Annotated in this window: 17 protein-coding genes; 4 read left to right on the forward strand and 13 right to left on the reverse strand. The window is 55.2% G+C overall.

The features are described 5' to 3' along the window. Positions 1-460 precede the first annotated feature (460 nt). The 3 genes from rsgA to VV869_RS13935 all read right to left on the reverse strand — a co-directional run bounded on the left by rsgA (position 461) and on the right by VV869_RS13935 (position 4,109). Positions 461-1,504, reverse strand: coding sequence for a ribosome small subunit-dependent GTPase A (rsgA, locus tag VV869_RS13925; RefSeq protein WP_337735521.1), 1,044 nt, complete (start codon positions 1,502-1,504; stop codon positions 461-463). Between the two features lie 502 nt (positions 1,505-2,006). Continuing rightward, positions 2,007-2,990, reverse strand: coding sequence for a DUF2860 domain-containing protein (locus VV869_RS13930; RefSeq protein ID WP_337735522.1), 984 nt, complete (start codon positions 2,988-2,990; stop codon positions 2,007-2,009). 387 nt (positions 2,991-3,377) lie between these two features. Further along, positions 3,378-4,109 (reverse strand): glutamine amidotransferase-related protein, encoded by a 732-nt coding sequence (locus VV869_RS13935; RefSeq protein ID WP_337735523.1) that lies wholly within the window; start codon positions 4,107-4,109, stop codon positions 3,378-3,380. Positions 4,110-4,207: 98 nt separating this feature from the next. Between VV869_RS13935 and VV869_RS13940 the strand changes: the two genes are divergently transcribed. After that, positions 4,208-5,104 carry an AraC family transcriptional regulator gene (locus tag VV869_RS13940; RefSeq protein WP_337735524.1) on the forward strand — a complete coding sequence of 299 codons (897 nt, stop codon included), beginning with the start codon at positions 4,208-4,210 and terminating at the stop codon, positions 5,102-5,104. 231 nt (positions 5,105-5,335) lie between these two features. On the opposite strand, the gene katG is transcribed toward VV869_RS13940, so the two are convergent. Continuing rightward, positions 5,336-7,528 carry a catalase/peroxidase HPI gene (katG, locus tag VV869_RS13945; RefSeq protein ID WP_337735525.1) on the reverse strand — a complete coding sequence of 731 codons (2,193 nt, stop codon included), beginning with the start codon at positions 7,526-7,528 and terminating at the stop codon, positions 5,336-5,338. Between the two features lie 148 nt (positions 7,529-7,676). Beyond that, positions 7,677-9,407, reverse strand: coding sequence for an ABC transporter substrate-binding protein (locus tag VV869_RS13950; RefSeq protein ID WP_337735526.1), 1,731 nt, complete (start codon positions 9,405-9,407; stop codon positions 7,677-7,679). A gap of 91 nt (positions 9,408-9,498) precedes the next feature. On the opposite strand from VV869_RS13950, the gene VV869_RS13955 reads away from it, so the two are divergent. Further along, entirely contained in the window at positions 9,499-10,710 is a 1,212-nt protein-coding gene (locus VV869_RS13955) for an MFS transporter (RefSeq protein ID WP_337735527.1), read from the forward strand. Between the two features lie 51 nt (positions 10,711-10,761). On the opposite strand, the gene VV869_RS13960 is transcribed toward VV869_RS13955, so the two are convergent. Further along, positions 10,762-12,153, reverse strand: a complete 1,392-nt coding sequence (locus VV869_RS13960; protein WP_337735528.1) for an aminotransferase-like domain-containing protein — start codon at positions 12,151-12,153, stop codon at positions 10,762-10,764. A gap of 102 nt (positions 12,154-12,255) precedes the next feature. Between VV869_RS13960 and VV869_RS13965 the strand changes: the two genes are divergently transcribed. Both VV869_RS13965 and VV869_RS13970 read left to right on the forward strand, forming a co-directional pair. Beyond that, positions 12,256-13,167 carry an EamA family transporter gene (locus VV869_RS13965; RefSeq protein ID WP_337735529.1) on the forward strand — a complete coding sequence of 304 codons (912 nt, stop codon included), beginning with the start codon at positions 12,256-12,258 and terminating at the stop codon, positions 13,165-13,167. 117 nt (positions 13,168-13,284) lie between these two features. Beyond that, positions 13,285-14,199, forward strand: a complete 915-nt coding sequence (locus VV869_RS13970) for a DMT family transporter (RefSeq protein WP_337735530.1) — start codon at positions 13,285-13,287, stop codon at positions 14,197-14,199. Positions 14,200-14,354: 155 nt separating this feature from the next. Here VV869_RS13970 and VV869_RS13975 read toward each other — a convergent pair whose 3' ends face one another. From VV869_RS13975 to VV869_RS14005, 7 genes are all read right to left on the reverse strand, one after another. Continuing rightward, entirely contained in the window at positions 14,355-15,002 is a 648-nt protein-coding gene (locus tag VV869_RS13975; RefSeq protein WP_337735531.1) for a DsbA family oxidoreductase, read from the reverse strand. A gap of 192 nt (positions 15,003-15,194) precedes the next feature. Next, positions 15,195-16,172 (reverse strand): nucleoside hydrolase, encoded by a 978-nt coding sequence (locus VV869_RS13980; protein ID WP_337735532.1) that lies wholly within the window; start codon positions 16,170-16,172, stop codon positions 15,195-15,197. Positions 16,173-16,438: 266 nt separating this feature from the next. Beyond that, entirely contained in the window at positions 16,439-17,866 is a 1,428-nt protein-coding gene (locus tag VV869_RS13985) for an aspartate kinase (protein ID WP_337735686.1), read from the reverse strand. 48 nt (positions 17,867-17,914) lie between these two features. After that, a complete protein-coding gene (locus VV869_RS13990; RefSeq protein ID WP_337735533.1) occupies positions 17,915-18,304 on the reverse strand; it encodes an ectoine synthase in 390 nt (129 codons plus the stop codon). A gap of 15 nt (positions 18,305-18,319) precedes the next feature. Further along, positions 18,320-19,585: a diaminobutyrate--2-oxoglutarate transaminase gene (ectB, locus tag VV869_RS13995; RefSeq protein ID WP_337735534.1), complete on the reverse strand. Its 1,266-nt coding sequence runs from the start codon at positions 19,583-19,585 to the stop codon at positions 18,320-18,322. A gap of 19 nt (positions 19,586-19,604) precedes the next feature. Then, entirely contained in the window at positions 19,605-20,153 is a 549-nt protein-coding gene (gene ectA / locus VV869_RS14000; RefSeq protein WP_337735535.1) for a diaminobutyrate acetyltransferase, read from the reverse strand. A 169-nt stretch (positions 20,154-20,322) separates the two neighbouring features. Next, entirely contained in the window at positions 20,323-20,940 is a 618-nt protein-coding gene (locus VV869_RS14005) for a DUF502 domain-containing protein (RefSeq protein ID WP_337735536.1), read from the reverse strand. Positions 20,941-21,268: the final 328 nt, after the last annotated feature.

A 21,268-nucleotide genomic window follows, 5' to 3' on the forward strand; every position in this document is an offset into this window, starting at 1 on the left:
CTATGCAACAAAATGGTTGTGGTTCTACAATCATGAGCGACCACACAAGGCCAACGGAGGGAAACCACCTTTGATGGCTGCTTAACTTCTACTTTTAACTGAGGTTAAAAATGGGAGGATTACCCCCGTAACGGGGCGGTTTCCATGTTGGCGACACATCTAAGCATCAAAGCTCTTAGAAGTTGTGACTGGTTATAATCATTTTTATGCTTATTTCGGACCATTCCACAGAAATTCCGCTTTACCATTAGATTATCTATTGCAACTAATTGGCTTCAAATGGTTGGTATTTGTACTCATTAACACGAAAATGGGGCATCACCTTGTTGCAACCACCCGCCACCAATCCCAAAACACACCTGCCCCCGCTTCAGCGAAGCGAAGGCGGGCGTATGAGTTAACGGCGAGGCCGAGCGACCTCGCCAAGGGCTGAATCGTCCCTATTGGTGTTGCTTGTCGTTCAGTATCCCTTCTTCATCAGGCGTTTCTCCGACACGATGACGCGGTTCGATTTGTGAATCTGCTTAAATCGGGCGCGTTGTTCATGCAAAGCACTGCTATTTCTCGCTTGCTCGCGGAGCAGTTTGAAATAGTTGTTCAGTCGGCGCTGGTCAAGGGTGCCTGTTTCCAGTGCATCCTGAATGGCGCAGCCCGGCTCGCTTTGGTGCTGACAGTCACTGAATCGGCACGCTTTGCTGAGCGCTTCGACGTCGGCGAAGGTTTCACTCACACCGGTTTCGCAGTCGGCGAGCTGCAATTCGCGCATTCCGGGGGTATCGATCAGTACCGCGCCTGATGGCATGAAATGCAGCGACCGCGACGTCGTGGTGTGGCGTCCCTTGCTGTCGTCTTCGCGGATCGAGCCGGTTTGCTGAATCGACTCGCCCATCAGGGTATTGACCAGCGTGGATTTCCCCACGCCGGACGAGCCCATGAAGGCGACGGTTTTGCCGGTTTTACACCAGAGGCTTAAGCTATCGCCGCTGGTTGGCTCCAGCGCATTGACGGCTTCCACCATCAGCATCGGGTCGATGGCTTGCACTGCGGCGCGTTTGTCATCCGCGTCGTCACACAAGTCGGCTTTGGTCAGCACCACCACGGGCTCGACGTTGTATTCGCGGGCCAGGGCCAGGTAGCGCTCAATCCGGCTGAGGTTAAAGTCGTCATTGAGCGAGCAGACGATAAACAGGGTATCGACGTTGGCCGCGATATACTGCTCGGCCACTTTGCTGCCGGGCGCCCGGCGGCTGAACAGCGAGGTTCGCTCCAGTTGCCGGACAAACTGGTGGTCGTGATCGAGCAAGATCCAGTCGCCGACGGTCATCGCGGGCAGGCGATGGTGGATCGGGAGTTGGTGCTCACCTTGCTCGGTCTGAACCACGTAGCCGCTGCGGTGATGGGCCAGGATCCGACCGGTGATGCTGGTTTCCAGATCGTCGAGTGTCAGTTGTTGTTGAAACACAGGTTGCCAGCCAAGTTGGCTGAGTGTCATGGTTGAATTCATTGCTTTTCCCTACGCATGCAGAATCGCATTGCAAAGCGCGCTGCGCGCAATCAACAGAAAGTATGAGGGTCAAATGAATAGGCATAGACCCCGGTCAAGAAGCACCGGGCAAGAGGGAAGGAGAGAGGGGAAGAAGTTGCTGTTATACCAATCAAAGTCAGTCAGTGATCAGAAATAGCGCAGGAAAAATGTTTGAGAACAAGGCAGAATTTTTCGATAAGTAGTTATTCTACAATCAAAAATTCTAACGCAGTTATCGAGCATTTTAACAAGCTAGGATGACCAGTGATTTACTGCGATTGGTATTAGTTCAGCGTTGAGTGTCCGCTCTGCTTCTCAATCGTTGCCGGGTGGGTTTTGAATACAATCATCAGAATCTCCTTACAGGTATGGATGGGTGTGTGCAGATAGTAGCACATTTGTTACAAGATGCCAGCCATTGGCTCAAGGTGCGTGTGTTGGGCAACACCGGCACCTTAAGCGCATGCGGTTCAGAGCCGGATTAAAACTTATAGCTCAGACCGACACCCAAAAACAGCTGGGTTTCATTGTAGAAATCGATATTGGAGTCGACCACACTGTAGCCGGCCAGGGCGTTCAGGCCCCAGTTTTCCCAGTCCATGAACTGGTCGTATTCGTAGGCGAAGTTGAGCCCGATTTCATGGTCTTCCTGCGTTTTGCCAAACACCGGATTAGCTTCATCATAATCGGCCAACGCATAGTCTCCGGAAATCGCGTAACCGTGGCGTCCTTGCTTGGCCAGATAGGTTAAACCGACGCCGTAGCGGGTCATCGACATCGCATCGCCATCGGCAGAAAAGCGATTAATGGTCAGCTCAGGTTGGAGGGTTGAAGTGCCCCCAGTGCTCATCGCCCAGGCGATCCGGGAATAAATGCCGTCGCCGTCACGCTGAAGTCGGTTGATATCGTTCGGGGTCAGCCCGGGAATACTGGTGCCGGATTGTTCGCTGTCAATATCCCGGTTATAGACGGCCAGATCGAGCGAAATCCCCTGGTCCAGAATATTGTTGTACTGGAATCTCAGCGCATTACCGGAAACATCGGTTTCTTTTCTGGCCTGATTGACGAGAAAGGGATCCTGCCAGGTTTCATCTTTCACAATGGTCGGCAAGACAGAAAAGGCCATGGTCGAGTTGTTGGTGGTTTCAAATTGATAGCCAATTTCGAAGGCGATTAAGCCGGTGGCAATATCTTCCCGCGACGTCCCGAGGTAGACCTGCTGGTTGTTTTCGGCCCCGAAGGTGTAGCGAAACTGGCCCAGCGGGAACAGGGTGACGCCGGATTCAGTGTCAGCTTCGCTGTTGAGCGGTGCTTCTTTCACGGCATTATCGGTATCAAAATTGGTTTCTTGCTGGGCATATCCAAGCAGTAGCGAGACTTCGCCACTGAGCCCGGGTGGCCCGAGTGCGGCCGTCGCCTGAGCGCTGACCATGGCGGTGAGCCCTGCTAGCCAATAATATTTCATATGGTCTCCAGTTCATGGTTCACAAAAGCAATTCGTTTATTCAACAAAGTGCCTAGATATACGTGATCCAGGGCAAATTGAAAAGTGTTTGCGCCGCGCGAGAATATAAAATCTAACCCGGTATACGTTTTGAGCCTTCTTTTTGTTTCTTATCGTATTTGCATTTGCCGAGCACTGGGTGTCGTCTTACTGACGCTATATTCTCAGCGCTCCGGACAAGGCGTAGCGTCCGTCTGACGGTGTAATCCAGCGAGTCATACCGCGGCAAAACGGCTGATACCGGATGTTTCCGTATCAGCCGTTTTTGATGGTGAGCTGACTGCTCGGCTGTTGAACTGACGAATTTGTTAGTCCATTCACAGATGGAACTACTGAATGTCCAAGCGGTTACGCCATGACACTGGTATGGATGCCTTGATAAGCCTGCACCAGCTGGTCAAGAAAGTCGCCCAGTAACAGGTTCATTCGCTCAGGCGCATGGGCCAGAATGGCATCGGGCGCCTGGATATAGGGTTTTGACGTAGCAAACGTCGCAGCGTCATGTTCAATCAGCGGCGGCAGGTCGGCGCGCTGAAATTCAAGGTGGCACTGAAAACCGTACACCAGATCGGCATAGCGGACGATCTGCCGCGGGCATCCGGCACTGCTGGCCAGCACAGTGCTGTGCGGGGTCAGGCCGGGCATGTCGTTGTGCCAGTGGCCGACGATTTCTTCATGTGCCCATGCTGCCAGCTTGAGATCGGCCTGACCGGCTTTGGTAACCTGGATGGGAAAGTAACCCACTTCAGGCTCGGGACTGACGGCATAGCGTGCGCCGAGCGCTTCGCCAATGAGCTGCGCCCCCAGACATACGCCAACCACGGCTGTCTGCCGGTTGATTGCCTGACGGATCACTGCCTGCTCTGCCAGGCTGTCAAAGTGCGGGCATTCCGCAACCGATGTGCTTGGGTTTTGCGGACCGCCGAGGATCACCAGCAGATCGAATGGTGCGTCATCAGCAGGTAACGCCTCACCCAGATACAGCCGGGTAGCGCTGAGGGTATAGCCATGGCGGGTGGCCCAGGTGGCAAAATAGCCCGGCCCCTCAAAGGATTCATGGATCAGAAAGTGGATATGCATGGTTTTCTCCCGGATTGTGATGCATGGTGGCAGGGTTGCCGATGCGCACTATGGTACGATGGACGCCGAATGACCGAATAAGGCCATATGGACGATAAATGATGCCAAACAGTCAACACTTGCCGGCCAACGAATTCATGGCGCGTTACCCGAATGTGCCGGTGTGGGTAAAGACCATCGCCATGCCGAGAGGCTGGGTGGATGAAATGCACAGCCATGACTGGCACCAGCTGATCTTTCCGGTGCGCGGGATTGTTCAGACTCAGGCCAATCAGCGCCAGTTTCTGGTGCCCCATACTTCCGCGCTGTTCGTTCCGGCGGGCGTGCCGCATGAGTCGGTGGCGATCACCGAGACGAAGTTTATCGGGCTGTATCTGAATCCGGCCTATGGGCGTCGGTATGCTTCGCAGTTAAGAGCCGTGGAGATGACTCCGTTCTTCAAAGCCCTCGTGCTGGAGTTGCGACAAACGTGTCAGGTTGTGCCGGACGAGATACCGGACGAGATGTCAGATGAGAGACCAGAGCGGAGCACGACCGAACCGGCACAAGTGAAGTATGATGAAAGTAAGTACAAACCAACACTGCGGTTGCTGGATGTGCTGCATGATCAAATTCACACCGATACGTCCTGCTCTTTCCAGTTGCTGCTGCCTGAAGATCGGCGGGTGAAGCTGATGTTTGAGCGGTTGACGGCGGAGCCGGACCTGAACTGGTCGCTTGCGAAATGGGGGGAAGTGGTCGGTGCGTCGGAGCGAACCTTGTCGCGGCTGTTCCTGAAAGAGTTCAACACCACGTTTGCCTTGTGGCGTCAGCACCTGCGACTGGTGTATTCGCTGTCGTTGCTGGATTCCTCGCTGCCGGTGCAGGCGATTGCCCATCAGGTGGGCTATCAGAATGACTCTTCTTACATTAAGGCGTTTAAAACCCGGTTCGGGATGACGCCGCAGCAGTTCCGGCAACAAGGCCAGCAGGCGGCGGCGATCCTGCCCGGCTAGGGTATTTGGCTAGAATTGTTGGTTAGCATGGTTGGTTAGTATGGTCGGTTTGCATGGTTGGTGAGGAGCGCTGGCGAGGGGCTTGGGCAAGGAGAAGGCTGAACCGTCAGGCTGAAAAAACGGGCGTCTGATCCGGACGCCCGGTTTGGTTAGCAAAAGCTTAGTTAGCAAAAAGCCCTGTCAGCCAAAAGCTCAGTTAGCAACATGCACTGACACTAACATGCATTCTGGTTACAACAGGTCAAACCGATCGGCATTCATCACCTTGGTCCAGGCACTGACGAAGTCGTGAACGAACTTCGCTTTGGCATCGTCACCGCCGTAGACTTCAGAAATGGCTCGCAGCTGCGAGTTGGAGCCAAACACCAGATCCACCCGGGTCGCCGTCCATTGAACTGAACCGGATTTGGCGTTGCGCCCTTCGAATAGTGCCTCTTCTTTGGATGTCGCCACCCAGTTGATATTCATATCGAGCAGATTGACAAAAAAGTCATTGCTCAGCACGCCTGGCTTGTTTGTGAAGACACCATGCGGTGACTGATCGTAATTGGCATTCAGCACCCGCATCCCGCCGATCAGCACTGTCATTTCCGGTGCAGTCAGGGTCAGCAACTGGGCCTTATCCAGCAGCATCTCTTCTGCGGTGACGGTGAAGGCTTTTTGCATGTAATTGCGGAAGCCATCCGCCAGCGGTTCGAGCACTGCAAATGATTCGACATCGGTTTGCTCGTCGGTGGCATCGGTCCGGCCGGGCGAGAACGGCACATCGACCTGAACGCCGCCGTCTTTGGCTGCTTTCTCGATGGCCGCACAGCCGCCGAGGACGATTAAATCGGCCAGCGACACGGCTTTGTTGCCTGATTGCGCCGAATTGAAGTCTTTCTGAATGCCGTCATAGGTGCTCAGGACTTTGCGCAGCTGGGTCGGTTGGTTCACGTCCCAGTTGAGTTGCGGTGCCAGACGGATGCGGGCCCCGTTGGCGCCGCCCCGGCAATCGGAGCCACGGAAGGTGGCGGCAGACGACCAGGCGGTGTAGACCAGCTCAGAGATACTCAGGCCGGATTCCAGGATCACTTTCTTCAATTCGGCGATATCGCTGGCGTTTATCAGCTCGTGATCGACGGCCGGAACCGGATCCTGCCAGATCAGATCTTCAGCCGGGACTTCCGGACCGAGGTAACGGGATTTTGGTCCCATATCCCTGTGGGTCAGTTTGAACCAGGCGCGGGCGAACGCATCGGCAAACTCATCCGGATTGTCGCGGAAATGCTCGGAAATCTTGCGGTAGTCCGGATCTTCGCGCATCGACATATCGGCGGTGGTCATCATGATGTTGACCCGTTTGGATGCATCTTCCGGATCGGGCGCCTGATTGCTCTCGGTGATGATTTTCGGCTTCCATTGATGGGCCCCGGCCGGACTTTTGGTTAGCTCCCACTCGTTGCCGAGCAGCATGTTGAAGTAGCCGTGGTCCCAGGTGGTTGGGTTCGGGGTCCAGGCCCCTTCCAGGCCACTGGTGATGGCATCGCGACCATGACCGCTGCCGTGGGCGCTCTTCCATCCCAGCCCCATTTGTTCAATCGGTGCAGCTTCCGGCTCAGGGCCAACCAGATCCGGATCCCCGGCCCCGTGACATTTCCCGAAGGTGTGGCCCCCGGCCGTCAGGGCAACGGTTTCATAATCGTCCATCGCCATGCGGGCAAAGGTTTCTCGGACATCTTTCCCGGAGGCGACCGGGTCCGGATTGCCGTCCGGCCCTTCCGGGTTGACGTAGATCAGACCCATCTGTACCGCAGCCAGCGGATTTTCCAGGTCGCGCTCACCGGAGTAACGTTTGTTGCCCAGCCATTCGTCTTCTGCGCCCCAGTAAATATCTTCTTCCGGCTCCCAGATATCGGCCCGGCCGCCGCCAAAGCCAAAGGTTTTAAAGCCCATGGATTCCAGGGCGACGTTCCCGGTCAGGATAAACAAATCGGCCCAGGACAGGTTGTTGCCGTATTTCTGTTTGATTGGCCACAGCAAACGGCGGGCTTTGTCGAGGTTGCCGTTATCCGGCCAGCTGTTTAAAGGCGCAAAGCGCTGGTTCCCGGTCGCGGCACCGCCCCGGCCATCCCCGGTCCGGTAGGTCCCGGCAGCGTGCCAGGCCATGCGGATCATCAATGGCCCGTAATGACCGTAGTCTGCCGGCCACCAGTCCTGGGAGGTGGTCAGTACATCTTCAATATCTTTTTTGACCGCAGGCAGGTCGAGTTTCTTGAACGCTTCCCGGTAATTAAAGTCCGCCCCGAGCGGATTGGTTTTGGTATCGTTTTGGTGAAGGATTCTCAGGTTCAGTTGGTTCGGCCACCAATCGGTATTCTTGGTGCCTGCGCCGCCTAAATTCGTGTTACTACCATGCATGACAGGGCATTTGCCGTTACTCATAGAACACTCCTATTTGCTGCCAGTTCACAAATTCCACAAGAAAAGTGTCACTTCCATAACTCAGTAATGACTATAGACGCAGCTTGTCTGAGCCACTGATGTTTTTATCAATGGCGCTCATCGGATTTTTCTATTCGGGCCGCATGGGTTATGTCGATGGCTGTGGCGTGATCATCACGGTATTAAAATCGATCCAGCCATTGGCCAGCAGGTCGGTGGCGCTGACGGTTTCAGAAAAGTTCAGGTTCTGCCGGGCATGAAATACCGGGAGATACAGGTGCTTGGCGATGAGCTGTTTTTCCAGCTTCTCAAAGCCTTTCAGACGGTTGTCTATGTTGCTGCGTTGCATCAGGGAGAGGATGCTGTCTTTCAACCATTGGCGCTGTGCTTCATTCAGACAGATTTCCAGCGGCAGGTTGGCGCAAAACCAGTCCAGCCAGCTCATTTCCCAATCGTCGCCGAACACTTCGCCGGAGAGGATGATGTCGGCCGTTTTCAGGGTTGCCCGCTGATTAAAGACCGGGAACTCGACAACCTGGTATTCGCAGGCGATGCCGAGCTGGGTCAGTTCTGAAGCCAGATGTTGGGCCAGCTCAAGATGATGATCCAACTGATAGGTGAGCAGCTGGAGCGGCTGCTCCGGTTTGGGCACTGAGTGCAGGGCGTGCGCAGCGGCAGCTGGATCTGCTTCGGGGGCTGGGCCCGGAACGGAGAGCATGCCGGTGGCTTGTCCAATCCCGTCATCGCGAAGCGCGTCTGAAACACCCAGCGCTTTGAGCGCGGTCATCAGCGCTTTGCGGTGGGCCGGTTTTTTCAGCCAGCGGTGCGGGCGGTTGGGGTTGAGCAGCAGATACTCGGCGCCCCGCTCCCACTGGGTTTTGGCATCAAACCGTTCGGTACTTCGGTGTTTGAGGTGGGTACTGTGCACCACATCGCTGTTGAGTTCAAAATCCGTCGCCTGATCGCCAACGTTCCAGATGGCGACCCCGTCGACCCAGGGCCGGTAGCCGTGATAGTAAGGCGAGGCTTTGAGCAGGGTGCGCCACGGTGTCTGCTCGGCCAGGAGAAAAGAGCCGGAGCCGACCAGAGTACCGTTGCCGGGTTCATCGGTGAGTTTGGCGATCCCCATCGGGCCATTGGCGAGCAACTTTTCAAGCTGGGCTGCGAGCGCCTGGCTGGTAAAGGCGATGCGGTAAGGATCCAACACCTCGACCCGGTCGATAAACCGGTACAGGGCGGCGTTCTGGTGGCCGGAGTGGAGCAATCGTTCAAAGTGGGCCCGGATATCCCCGGCGGTGATCGGGCTGGCGTCATGAAACTTGAGTCCCTTGCGCAGGGTGACGCTGAGTGTATTGCCGTCGCGCTGCCAGTGCTGGGCCAGATCGCCCCGAAAGCGCCCGGTTGCCGGATCAAACTGCAACAGTTTGGCATACAGATAGCCAGCAATATGTTGCTCGGTACGGCGATTGATCGAGATGGGGTCTAAGTCGTGGGTGCCGCGATAAAACGGGATCTTAAGGATATCCTCTTGAGCGTTGGCGGTCTGGTACCGGGCGACATAATTGGCGATAAACGTATCACGCTGCGTTGCTTCGATGAGGGACAGCGCCTGCTCGACCTTGTCTTCTGCCAGCAGCAACCGGGCCTGTTGCACCAGTGTTTCCGCGACTGGCGTCAGTAGGGTGATCACCGGTAAATTGCCCCGGCCAATTCCGGGTTGCCAGTCGATGATGGCCTCCTGACACAGCCGTTTGATCACCAACTGGGCGTTGCGTTTGGTGCAGGCGAGGGCGGCGGTGAACGCATCCAGCGATAGATGTTTCGGCGTGTGGAGTTTGAGGTGATCGCGTAAGAACACCAAGGCCATCCAATAGCGCATAAAGGTGAAATCCTTATTAAATTTTTCTATTTTTATTCATCTTTTAATTTCGATAATAGCGGTATCTGAGATGAGATAAAAGGAATTACAGATGAATACGTTAGCGCAACCACACCGATCGATCTGGCGCAGTGAGCACTTTCTGATTTTATTCTCCAGCGCATTTTTTGTGGCTTTCGGCTCGAAGATTTATGACCTGGCGTTGCCGTTGTTAGTGTACGAACTGACCCAGTCGTCGGAAATGATGGGCTGGATGCGGGCGGTAGAATTCTTGCCGAATTTGTTGCTGGCATTGTTTATCGGCGTGTGGGTCGATCGGTTCGACAAGAAGCACTGGTCGCAGGCCATGTTGCTGGGGCAGATGCTGGTGGTGCTGTGCTCATACAGTGCGGTTCAGTGGTTGGCGGACCCATTGGTGGTGCTGTTTCCTTGCGCCTTTTTGATGATGGCGTTCAACTACGGCTATCACAATGCGCGCATGACCATGATGAAAAGCGCGCTGCCGCAAGATCAGCAGAATACTGCCACGGCCCGGATGAGTTCACTCTACAGCTTCATGGAAACTGTGGGGCCGGTACTTTCGGGTGCTTTGCTGTTGCTTTCGGCGATCCACAATGTCTTTTTGGGCGTTGCGCTGCTTCTGCTGCTGGCCTACTGGCAATTAAGCCGACTCGAGCTGCAACCGGCAGCACAACAAACGCACGCGCCGGTTTTCCAGGCGCTGAAAGAAGGCTGGCACATTCTCTACGCCAACCGGAATATGTGGTACATCACGTTGGCGGTGATGGTGATCAATACCACCGGGTCGGTGTTCTGGATCCAGGCGATTTATTATGCCAAGGCATCGCTGGCGATGACGGCGCTGGAAGTCAGCTGGCTGGTGGCTGCATCCGGGATTGGTGGTTTGCTGGGCTCTTTTACGGCCGATAAAGTGCGCCGACATATGGGCCTCGGCCAGTTGCTGATTCTCACGATTGCGCTGGAATCGGTCGGCTTCGTGATGCCGGTCCTCTTCGACGGCCAGTGGGCGCTGGTGCTGGCCTTCTTCTGGGTCTCTGCGGTGGGCCTGTACAGCAATATCTGCATCTGGAGCTACCGCCAGGAAGCGTTTGATGCCCAGCATCTGGGGCGCGTCACCGGGATCACCGGCTCGCTGTTCAAGCTGTTGATGCCGGTTGGGCTGGCATCTTCCGGGTATCTGGTCTCCGGGCTGGGCATTGAAGCGATCTTCGGACTCTGCTTCGGGGTTCAGCTGATGGTGGCACTGGTACTGGCCATGGGCCGGGTCCGGACGATTGCCTGAGTCGTAGATTGGCCGGACACTATCTTGTGTCCGGCGAGCTAGCGCAGGCCATCAGTGATGGCCTGTTTCCGTATACCGGTTCAGCAAAGCGATTAACTTATCCAGTTCTGGTTTGACTGTTTCATCCAGCGGATAACCGATATTGATCCGCAGGCAGTCCTGATAGTGGCCGAGCGAGGTAAACAACGGGCCAAGACGGATATCGACTTGCGCTTTCTCAATTGCCTGCGCCAGCCCCTCGGCATCCAGTCCGGGAATTTGCAGCCACAACACCAACCCGCCTTGCGGCACACTGATCCGGGTTTGCGCCGGGAGGTGCTGACGCAAATAGTCGAGATAAGCCTGCTTTTGTCCCAGTAACTGCATGCGCTTTTTCCTCAGAAACCGGGTGTAATGGCCGGTGTCGATGAAGTCGGCAATCGCCAGCTGGATCTGTGTCGCCACGCCGTAAGACCCGGCCGCGAACTTCGCCAGATAGGCATCTTTGAACCGTCCCGGCAAGCACCAGCCCAAGCGATAGCTGGGGGAGAGGGTTTTCGACACCGAGCCGCACCACAACAGATAGCCGTCTGCATCGTAATACTTGGCCGGCAGCACAAAATCCCCCTGATGAGAGAGCTCCAGGTAGACATCATCTTCAATGATCGGCGTCTGATAACGCCGGGCCAGCTCAGCCAGTTGCTGCTTCTGAGCCACCGACAGGGTGATGCCCTGCGGGTTCATGAACGAGGTGCTGAACAGTCCGGCCTGAATGGTGCCGGCTTGCAGGTGGTGTTCGAGCTGGACCAGATCCAGCCCGTCTTCCAGCGTCGGGATTTCGACGATATTCAGCGACATTTGCGCCAACAGCTCCAGTAATCCGTTAAAACACGGCGAATTGATCGCCACGGCATCGCCCGGCCGGGTACAGGTTTCGAGCGCGGTTTTGACCGCCGACAAACAACCGTGGGTGATCACCAGCTCGTCGGCTAGCACCGGGAAACCCTGGCCGGTTAGGTGTGTGGCCAGGCTTTGGCGCAGTGGGACTTCGCCCTGATAGTCCGGGTAGCGAGACAGGCGGTTGCCGATGCGTTTCAGGGCGCGGCGAAAACAGACATCCAAATCCTGCACATCCTGCTCACTGAGCGGCGAATGAGAAACCCCTAACGGCCCCCGCTCGACGGTGGTCTGCGTGCGGGCCGGGGTGGAGATCCGGCTGGCAAAGGAGCGCCACTCCGGGAGCGGGTGCGACGCGTCCACGGCGGTGATATAGAACCCGGACTGCGGGCGGGCACAGAGCCAGCCCAGGGCCGTCAATTCCTGATAGCAGCTGACGGCGGTGGAGACGCTGATCTGCTGTTGTCGGGCAAATTGCCGCAGAGACGGCATCCGGGTGCCCGGTTTGAGCCGTCCGGCCTGAATATCGGCGATGCATTTGTCCGCGAGCTGTTTATATCGAGACACGTCTGATCCTTAACTGTATTGGTTCCTTTGTTAAAAATTGTATCTGTACTGGATTTGATGCTCAAGCCACACTGCATCAAAAGGTTAAGGAGACAAATAAATATGACTCGGCGAGATTTGGGATGGATTGCACTGGTGATGATGATCTGGGGGTTTAACTTCTCGATGATCAAAATGGGTGTGACTGACGTGGATCCCTTGCTGATGGTTGCGGCGCGGTTTGGGCTGGCGGTGTTCCCGATCATTTTCTTTATCCCGAAGCCGGACGTGCCCTGGAAGTATCTGGTGGGTTACGGGCTGGCATTCGGGGTTGGGGTATGGGGCATGGCTTCGTGGTCAATTAGCGCCGGGGTGTCATCGGGCATGGCGTCGGTGCTGCTGCAGTCGAAGGTGCTGCTCAGCATCGTCATCGGGGTGTTGGTTTACCGCGAAACCGTCGGCAGGGCTAAGGCGTTCGGCAGCATGCTGGCGCTGGCCGGGCTGGTGGTGGCCGTGACCGGCACCGAGGGGAATGTGACCCTGTCAGGCCTAGTACTGATCCTGATTGCCACGTGCTCCTGGCTGGCCGCGAACATGATTGTAAAACAAGCCAAGGTGACGCGGGTGTTTGCATTTAATGTCTGGGGCATGCTGTTTGCGCCCTTGCCACTGGTGGGACTGAGCATCGGGCTGAATGGCACCGAAGTGCTGTCTCAGGCATATCAGGCGTGGGATATGAAGACTTCCATTGCTGTGTTGTTTCAGGCGTATCCGACCACTTTGTTCGGATACTGGCTGTGGAACCGGATGATGCTCAAGTACCCGATGAGCACGGTCGCACCGCTCAGTTTGCTGGTGCCGGTGTTTGGTCTGCTCAGCGGGTGGCTGATTTATGACGAGGCACTGTCGGGGATCCAGATTGCGGCTTCCGCCATCTTCCTGGCCGGAACCCTGTTGATCACGGCCCCGGCTGGATGGATGGTTCGGTTCCGTAAAGCGCGTCCGTGTGAAGGCGACGCGGTGACTTCCGGCTGAAGGTGATAAGCGAACGGATCTGCCTCCGTCCGATTTAACGTTCTGATTCAACGGTTTGAATCAAATCAGTGAAACGGCGGGGGCACAGGATGGAAACGGATAACAGAAAAGGATGATATGAAAATTTACGGTGGATTACTGGCAGTGCTGGCTGCCTTGTTTAACGGCACGGTGGGGCTGTTTAGTGTGAATTTGTTTCAATTGGGCCTCTCCTCCGAAGCGGTGGCATTTTACAAATGCCTCATTGCGTTAATGACGCTGGGCGTTTGGGCGGTGTTGACCGGGCAACTGGGCGTGCTGGGTCGCTATCTCCGGGAGTTCTGGCCACGTATCGCAGTCTGTGCGTTCTTTGGTTTTTTCGTGCTCTATTATTTCGAAACGGCAGCTTACCAGCACATCAATGTGGCGGTGGTGGTGTTTTGCCTGTTTGGCGCCTCGACTATTGCCACTTTCCTGTTGAATGCAGCGCTTGCCCGTCGTTGGATCAACAAGCATGAGCTGGTGGCGATGCTGCTTTCGCTGGGCGGTTTGTATCTGGTCTTCGTCGAAACCCAGCAGCTCTCGGGACAGGAAAGTTCGGGCTTGCTGTTGGCTGTGGTGGCCGGGTTGGGTTATGCCTGCTTCCTGGTGCTGACCAAGAAACTCGGTCTGGGGGGCGGGCTGATCCCGGTGGCAGCACTATTGCTGTTCGGGGTGATTTATCTGTCGATCCCGCTGGCACTGTCCGGCTGGTCGGTGCCGTCAAGCGATAGCTTGTTTGCTTTATTGATGCTGGCGATCTTACCCACCATTGGCGGATTCTGGTGTACCACCAAGTCCCTGACGTTGATCGAAAGCCAGTCGGTGCAGTTGATTGAGCTGACCGAGCCCATCTTTGCCCTGATCATCGGCTTTGTCTTTTTGGGTCAATTGGTGAGCGGTCCCCAGATGCTGGGCGGCGGGCTGATCATGGCGGCTATCGTGATCCATGAGTTTGCGATATTAGATCGGTTGGATCGGCTTTGGGCGCGAAGCAAACGTGGTTATTCCTAGCTAAATCGTTCAAAGCCAAGCCATTCATCCTCAGATTATGAACGGGACAGACAGCCTGTGTGGAACACCGCTGCGGTCAGCTTGAGCAAGCGACCGCAGCAAGGTGGCTGTGAGGTAATTGTGTGTGCGAACCCGTGCCGGGTCAGAAGCGCCTTTTAATCTGCTGACAGAAACTCTTGCAGCAGCTGCTTATACATTTCCACCGGCTGGGCGCCGGTCAGGGCGTCGGTCTGGTTGAACACCACGGTCGGCACTGCCGTCACGCCGTAGCGCGGCCAGTCGTGCAGTGTCGCTTCGATGTCGGCGATGGTTGCCTGATCATCAAGCTGCGCCATGGCAGGCTGCGGATCCAGGCCGACGGCTTCGAGTTCTTTGGCCAGCACGGTGCGGTCGGAAATGTCTTTGCGTTCGCCGAAGAAAGCGGTGAACAGGCGCATGGCCAGCTCGGTCTGTTTGTCAAAGGCCTTGGCATAGTCGAGCAGGATATGGGCATCACGGGTATTGACGGTTTTCATCTCGTCAAAATAATCGAAAGCAAAGCCGAGCTCGGCACCCAGCTGGGTTAGCTGGTCCCGGGCATGCACACTGTCGGCCACGCTGGTGCCGTATTTCTTCGCCAGATGTTCGCGCAAGTTTTCGCCTTCCGGCGGGATGTCCGGGTTGAGCTGGAAAGGTTGCCAGGTGATGGTCACTTTATCCTGAGCACCCAACTCGGCAATGGCTTGCTCCAGGCGTTTAAAGCCAATGATGCACCAGGGACACACCACATCCGAAATGATATCTAACCGTAATTGTTCCGCCATTGTGTTCCTCTTCCTGTTATGAACCACTCTTTCATGTGCCGCAGCCTTTTATAACAGCTTAGTTGTTAAAATGCTTGTGTCGTTTGCTTGTCACAGGCGGGACGGAAAGTGTTGATTTTCAGCTCGGAAAAGCAAAACAGGGAGCCGAACTGTGGCTCCCTGAGAGGGGGAAACGGGGAATAAGAACGGCTGTCAGCCAGTTTTACCCTGACCATAGTTGATAATAGTCTCGCGATACAGGGCCAGCAGCGCTTCGCTGTTGACCTGAACGCCGACGCGCTGGCTGTGGTGGTCCTGCCAGTCGTCTGTCATGTAGCGGCGGCCATCATATTTTTGCAGCGTCATGCCTTCGGCGGGACCGTCGGTGACGACCCGGACCGGCCCTTCGCGCAGGGTAAACAGTGTCGGGTCGATGACATAGGCAATGGCGGATGGATCGTGAACATGACAGCCATCCATCCCCAGTTTCTGGGCATAAAACCGCAGGTAGTAGCGGCTGACATCCCAGATGAATTCGCCGACTTGACCGGCTTCGGTTTTCAGCGCATCTAAGTACGCCGAGGAGAACATGCTTTCTTCGGTGACATCCAAACCAATCACCACCACGGGCCAGTCGGCAGTCAGCACTTTGTCCGCTGCATGCGGGTCGTCATGGATATTGGCTTCGGCATACGGGGTGACATTGCCGCGGTGGCCGTTTTCGCCAAATGCGCCGCCCATAATCACCACTTCTTTTACCAGTTGGGTAATTTCAGGGGCGGCTTCTAGTGCCAGCGCCAGATTGGTCAGCGGACCGACGGCGACGAGGGTGATTTCACCCGGGTTGGCCTTCAGGCTGTCAATGATGTACTGATAGGCCGGACGGGGATCGGCCGTGGCGTGCTGTGGCTCGCTGGCATGGCAATCGCCAAATCCGGTTTCGCCGTGGACCACAACCGTTGCGCCGACGGGTGGACGAACCAAGGGTTTGTCGGTGCCTTTGGCAACGTCGGCGTTGAGCTGAAATTGCTCTTTCAGATACAGGGCATTGCGCGTGCCGTTGTCGATAGTGGCATTGCCGTAGACGGTGGTGATGCCGATCAGGTCAATGGCCGGGTGGGCCTCGGCAAACAGGATCGCCATCGCATCATCAATGCCCGGATCGGTATCCAGAATAATTTTTTGTCGCATAAGGGGAAGTGTTCTGTTTACGGTTATTGGTATGACAATTGTAATCGGTTTCGGATGATTCTCCTGTGAGTCAATTCACGGGAATGTGAAAAATTATGAGCTGTTTGGTTGGGTATTCGTGAGATGAGTCCGAATCTCAGAAGGCTGCTGGGGCGCGCGTGTTGCCTGTTTACCTGGTTCCGAGAGTACATGGAAAAAAAGCGCCCGGGTAAACCGGGCGCGAGGGCATTTGTTGCTGGCCGGGCGAACCGGTTTCTGTTGCTGGGCTATGCGGCCAGTGATTTCTTTTGTTTTCGGCCCGACTGATTGGCGATTAGGGTTTCGTGCAGGGTCCGGATGGTCACCGCATAATCTTCATCGGCCACCACAAACTGGACATCGACATTTCGCAGCGATGAGTGCGCTGCTTTCGGGGTGATGTTTTGTGCCATCAGCCCGCTCATGCCGCTGCGCAGCACTTCGTTGGTGTCGATACAGGCACCGATGGCCGAGATCAACGCGACCATATTGCCGGTGATTTGGGCGTCCGGCAGCATTTGCTCGGTCTGGGTCAGCACCCGGTTGTGGGAAGTCGAAGAGCCGGCCAGATAATAGGTGATCGAGTTGGCGTTCATCTCTTTGCCGATAAGCTGGACCCGCTCGTTGCGGATGATCTGCATCAGGTCATAACCGATGTTATCCGCTTTCCCGACCATGGATTGATCGAAAACATTCAATGCAAACACCTTGTCTCGACCGGCAATGATTTCAACTTTTTGAGTCTCCGGTTGGTGATCCGGAGTGATCCAGGTGCCTTTGTGTTCCGGCTCGAAGGTGTTTTTTACCACCAGTTGGATTTCCGCCCGGCGCAGGCCGGAGGCGGCATTGGGGTGAATCGCTTCCATCCCCAGGTTGGCGAGTTGATCGGCAACATCGTAGTTGGAGATCCCCATCGGCATCACCACATCCGGACCGACAATCCGTGGGTCAGCAGTACTGAGGTGATACTCTTTATGGATCACCGCTTGTTTGGCCTGGGTCAGCACCGCCAGGCGGCTGAAGGTCATCTCGCTGTAGCCGCGATCATAGGTCTTCATCAGCCCTTCATCGCAGTAGACATAGCCGGTGACAATCGGCAGCTCTTTGGACAGGTCAATGTCACTCATCGCCTGAGTGATCACGTCATCGAGTGAGCCTGCGGGTTTGTCGTCCCAACCCGACAAGTCGACAAACCGGGCGTTGACGCCGTGTTTTTTCAATTTCAGGACAGTATTAAATGCGCTGTGCGCTTCCCCGATCGAAGACAGGAACTCCCGGATTTGCGGCAGGTAGGCCGACAGGGAAAACTGCTTGAACTGGCAGGTCTCCAGAATATTGTCGATACAGTCCCGGGCCTGGCTCAACCGATCGGTGACGAACTTATCGGCCCGCTTGCGGCACAGGGGATCGGCAAAAATATTGTCGTTGATCAGCAGCATCCGCTGTTTCAGATTGTCGAGTTTTTCTTTCCAGATCGCATTGCGTTCGGCAATGTGCTGGTAGATGCCTGGCTCGCCGGATCGCTTACACTCCAGCAGGGCATCGGTGATCCCGCCGTACGCCGACACCACGAAGATGCGCTGGTAAGGGGATTGCGGGTAAAACATAATATTATCAAGCACTGCGTCGAACGCAGACATGGATGTACCACCGATCTTTTCGACGGTATGCATTATAAGCTCCTTAGTGGCTTTGGCCGTTGCCAAAGCCAGATTGATGAGAATTTATTCGCTCAGCGGATAAACGCCGTTTTTGTCATGCACTTCCTGGCCGGTCAGCGGCGGGTTGAAGACACACGCCATGACCATATCTTCGTCTTTATAGGCACGCAGCTGGTGCTCATCGTTCTGATCCAGAATGTACAGGGTGCCCGGCTCAATCGGATAGACTTTACCATCGGCCAGGGTTTCAATTTCCCCGCGGCCCGACACGCAGTAGACCGACTCCAGATGGTTCTTGTAGTGAATGTGGGTGTCGGTATTTTTGTAAATGGTGGTGATATGGAACGAAAAACCCATGTTGTCATCCTTGAGCAACATCCGGGTACTTTCCCAGTTCTCCGCCACCACGCGACGTTCACTTTGGCGACATTCTTCTAATGTTCTGACAATCATTGTGATCCCTTTTCTTTATGATGCTTTTTTCAGTCGTGATGAAATGGTTTTCTCAACCGCGTCGGTGAAGATGGCGATCCCCTGAGCCATCTCTTCTTCCGTAATGGTCAGCGGACAGAAAAACTTGAGCACTTCGTCTTCCGGACCGGCTGTTTCGATGATCATGCCGGCTTCAAAACAGGCCCGGGCAACCAAATGGGCAAACTGACCGTCGTGGCAGGCGATGCCCTGCATCAGGCCGCGACCTTTGATCTGATCGAAGTGAGCCGGGTAGCGTGCCAGCAAGGGTTCAAGGGCTGCGGTCAGCTGCTCGGCGCGGGCCTGGATATGTTGCTGGAACTGGTCATCCTGCCAGTAGGTTTCAATCGCCTTGGCGGCGGTGACAAAGGCGTGGTTGTTGCCACGGAATGTGCCGTTATGCTCGCCCGGCAGCCACTGATCCAGCTCGGGCTTGAACAGCACGATCGCCATGGGCAGGCCGTAACCACCGATCGATTTCGACAGAGTAACCATATCCGGTTGGATGCCGGCAGGCTCGAAGCTGAAGAAGTGGCCGGTGCGACCGCAACCTGCCTGGATGTCATCGACAATCAGCAAAATGTCATGCTGCTTACAGAGAGTGTCCAGCTTTTGTAGCCAAGGGGTCGAGGCGACGTTCAGTCCCCCTTCGCCCTGAACCACTTCCAGGATCACGGCGGCGGGTTTATCCATGCCGCTGGAGTTGTCGTTGAGCATGGTTTCGAACAGCGCCAGGCCATCGATACCGGCGTAGCCGTCATACGGCAGGCGGGTGACGCCTTGCAGCGGCATCCCGGCACCGCCACGGTGGTGCTGGTTACCTGTGGCGGCCAGTGCGCCGTACGATACGCCGTGGAAGCCGTTGGTAAAGGCGACAATGGAGTGGCGGCCGGTCACTTTGCGCGCCAGTTTCAGCGCGGCTTCAACGGCATTGGTGCCGGTCGGGCCGGTGAACTGCACTTTGTAGTCCAGGCCTCGGGGTTTGAGGATCGTCTGGTTCAATCGGGTGAGAAACTCACCTTTGGCTTCGGAGTACATATCGAGGCCGTGGGTCAGGCCGTCGGCATCAATGTAATCCATCAGGGCTTTTTTCAGGACTGAGTTGTTATGGCCGTAATTGAGCGCACCCGCACCGGCGAGAAAGTCGAGATATGCTTCACCGTCCGCGGTATACAGCCAGCTTCCTTTTGCCTTGTGAAAGACAACGGGGAAGTTTCGGGCGTAACATTGTACGTTTGACTCTTGGTCTTTGAAGATATTCATTTGAATTCCTATTCAGGTCTCATTTTCTTAATTGGATGCGATACAGGTATTCACTGTCATGCGCGCTGGAAAAGTGCCGGTGTTTATCTAAAAACGTCGTCACTTCACCACGCTGGTTCGACTGCGAGTTCAGTTTGTCGAACAGGGCCCAGGAACCTTTGTTGTCATCGGTAATGGTGGTTTCCAGAAACCGGATGTCACGGGTCGATTCCCGTCCCAGGATTTCGTTGAGCATTTGCAGGCCCAAGCCTTGGCCGCGTTCGGATGCGCTGACGGCTACTTGCCAGATGAACAGCGTATCCGGTGTGTCCGGGCGGATATAAGCCGAGGTAAAGGCGACGATGTGATTGTCGCGCTCGACCACCACGCAGGTGTCGCGAAAATGCGTGGTTTGCAAAAAGTTGCAATAAGCGGAATTGGTATCCAGAGGCGGGCATGATTCGATGAGTTCATGAATCCGTAAACCGTCCTCCTTGTTGGGTTTGCGAAAGCGATAGTTTTCCTGACTCGACGTTGATGGATTAGAGGTCATCACCCATGGTGCCATGGTAATCATTGGTCGCCACATTGTTTAGTGCTCTAATTAATTTGTTTAATATACTAACGATTATCTGATGCTTTTCAACCGGTTGATTTTGGGAAATCAAAAGATTTCATGTTAAATTATTGATTTTTAAGGGTATAAAAATGTGAGTTTTTTGCTGCGTGACGGCGGTGTGATATTTTTAATTATGGGTCTAATGATTGCGGTGCGATGAATGATCCGGTCCTGTACCGGTCATGCCGGCGGTCAGGGTAAACCGCATGGCTTCTTCAACCGTCATGTCGAGGGGGCGAATGGCGTTGCGGGGAATGAGAACGGCGTAGCCGCCAATCATGTAGCTGAGCGGCAGATAGACCAGGACGCTTTTATCATCGCGGAAAGAAGCGGGCAGGCGTTCCGGGATCGGCTGGGTGACAAAGCCGATCACCTGCATGCCGGTGTCGCCCAGAGTCACGGCGACCACTTGCTTGAACTCTTTGCGGGTGGTGGGGGAGAAATAATCGAAAAAGTCGCGGATGGCCGGGTACACCGAACGAACAATCGGCATGTGATATAACACTTGCTCACCTTTGGCAAACAGGCGCTGGACCAGATAGGCATTCATCATCAGGCCGGTCAGAAAAATCACCAGCAGCCCGGTGATCAGCCCCATTCCCGGCCAGTACCAGTCGTGCGGCAAAATCGCCTGGATCAGGCTGCCCAGCAGAGCTTCGGCGGACATTGCCAGCCAGTACAGCAGATACAGGGTTAAAACCACAGGAAGCAGGGTAATAAGTCCGGTGATGATGTTTCTGCTGATAAATCCAAACATGATTAAGCTCCCTTTGTCTGGACGGTAAGCCAGGGAAGAATATGGCCATTCCGAAATGGTGAGCGCTGTTTCTTCAGCGTTTCTGATTTAAGCATAGGCTGCCTGGAGGGAATGATTCTGCTTACAATGGGTTACATTGTCACATTGGTTGCACTGAATAACCCGGTTTCGTGCGGATCACACGGTGTTAGGTCAGTCGAGGTGGGGAGTGGTTTTGTAGGGATTTTATGGGTTTTGAGGGGTTTTTATGTCCAATGGTGTATTTTTCGGTGAAGATGGCGACAATGTATGAATGGGCTGAGTGACGGTTGAACGAGGTGGTGTCCTG

The sequence above is a fragment of the Photobacterium sp. MCCC 1A19761 genome (assembly GCF_037389125.1).
Taxonomy (GTDB): Bacteria; Pseudomonadota; Gammaproteobacteria; order Enterobacterales; family Vibrionaceae; genus Photobacterium.

Excerpts from the sequence above, each read along its gene's own strand:
- VV869_RS13940 (WP_337735524.1), top strand. The coding sequence starts at position 4,208 with ATGATGCCAAACAGTCAACACTTGCCGGCCAACGAATTCATGGCGCGT.
- ectA (WP_337735535.1), bottom strand. The coding sequence starts at position 20,153 with ATGTGGCGACCAATGATTACCATGGCACCATGGGTGATGACCTCTAAT.
- VV869_RS13965 (WP_337735529.1), top strand. The coding sequence starts at position 12,256 with ATGACTCGGCGAGATTTGGGATGGATTGCACTGGTGATGATGATCTGG.
- VV869_RS13990 (WP_337735533.1), bottom strand. The coding sequence starts at position 18,304 with ATGATTGTCAGAACATTAGAAGAATGTCGCCAAAGTGAACGTCGCGTG.
- VV869_RS13935 (WP_337735523.1), bottom strand. The coding sequence starts at position 4,109 with ATGCATATCCACTTTCTGATCCATGAATCCTTTGAGGGGCCGGGCTAT.
- VV869_RS13980 (WP_337735532.1), bottom strand. The coding sequence starts at position 16,172 with ATGCGACAAAAAATTATTCTGGATACCGATCCGGGCATTGATGATGCG.
- VV869_RS14005 (WP_337735536.1), bottom strand. The coding sequence starts at position 20,940 with ATGTTTGGATTTATCAGCAGAAACATCATCACCGGACTTATTACCCTG.
- VV869_RS13975 (WP_337735531.1), bottom strand. The coding sequence starts at position 15,002 with ATGGCGGAACAATTACGGTTAGATATCATTTCGGATGTGGTGTGTCCC.
- VV869_RS13970 (WP_337735530.1), top strand. The coding sequence starts at position 13,285 with ATGAAAATTTACGGTGGATTACTGGCAGTGCTGGCTGCCTTGTTTAAC.
- ectB (WP_337735534.1), bottom strand. The coding sequence starts at position 19,585 with ATGAATATCTTCAAAGACCAAGAGTCAAACGTACAATGTTACGCCCGA.
- VV869_RS13955 (WP_337735527.1), top strand. The coding sequence starts at position 9,499 with ATGAATACGTTAGCGCAACCACACCGATCGATCTGGCGCAGTGAGCAC.
- VV869_RS13950 (WP_337735526.1), bottom strand. The coding sequence starts at position 9,407 with ATGCGCTATTGGATGGCCTTGGTGTTCTTACGCGATCACCTCAAACTC.
- rsgA (WP_337735521.1), bottom strand. The coding sequence starts at position 1,504 with ATGAATTCAACCATGACACTCAGCCAACTTGGCTGGCAACCTGTGTTT.
- katG (WP_337735525.1), bottom strand. The coding sequence starts at position 7,528 with ATGAGTAACGGCAAATGCCCTGTCATGCATGGTAGTAACACGAATTTA.
- VV869_RS13930 (WP_337735522.1), bottom strand. The coding sequence starts at position 2,990 with ATGAAATATTATTGGCTAGCAGGGCTCACCGCCATGGTCAGCGCTCAG.